The organism is Phenylobacterium sp. CCH9-H3 (genome assembly GCF_001557235.1).
Classification (GTDB): domain Bacteria; phylum Pseudomonadota; class Alphaproteobacteria; order Caulobacterales; family Caulobacteraceae; genus Phenylobacterium.
Genome location: NZ_LSJI01000112.1, coordinates 1 through 387, shown reverse-complemented (window position 1 = coordinate 387; position 387 = coordinate 1). Strand labels below are relative to the sequence as shown.

Annotated in this window: 1 protein-coding gene; it reads right to left on the bottom strand. The window is 68.5% G+C overall.

Going from position 1 to position 387, the window contains the following annotated elements; translation table 11 throughout:
* Positions 1-387, bottom strand: a 387-nt coding sequence (locus tag AX721_RS11120; protein ID WP_156467129.1) for a TonB-dependent receptor plug domain-containing protein, incomplete at both ends; no start/stop codon positions are given.

Sequence of the window (387 nt, the reverse complement as noted above, 5' to 3'; positions counted from 1 at the left end):
AGTTCAGGGTGCACGACGAGAAGTCGCGGTTGCCCTGCAGGATCGGCTCGACGTGACGATAGCCGGCGTAGGCGGTCACGTTGCCGCGGCCGTCCGGCGAGTTCACGCCGATCACCAGGGTCACCTGGCTCATCTCGCCATCACGGACATTGTCCTTCGGCAGCTGGAAGAACTCGGGGCTGGCCGCCCGGGCGGCGGTGGCGGAGACGATATCGGCGACCGGACTGCCGTTGTCGTGCTGGTAGATGCCGTACTGGGCGTCGACGCGCACGCCTTCGAAACGGCGCGACATGATGAAGTTGACGACGCCGCCGACGGCGTCGGCGCCGTAGACGGCCGAGGCGCCGCCCGTCAGGACGTCGACGCGCTCGATCAGGGCCGAGGGGA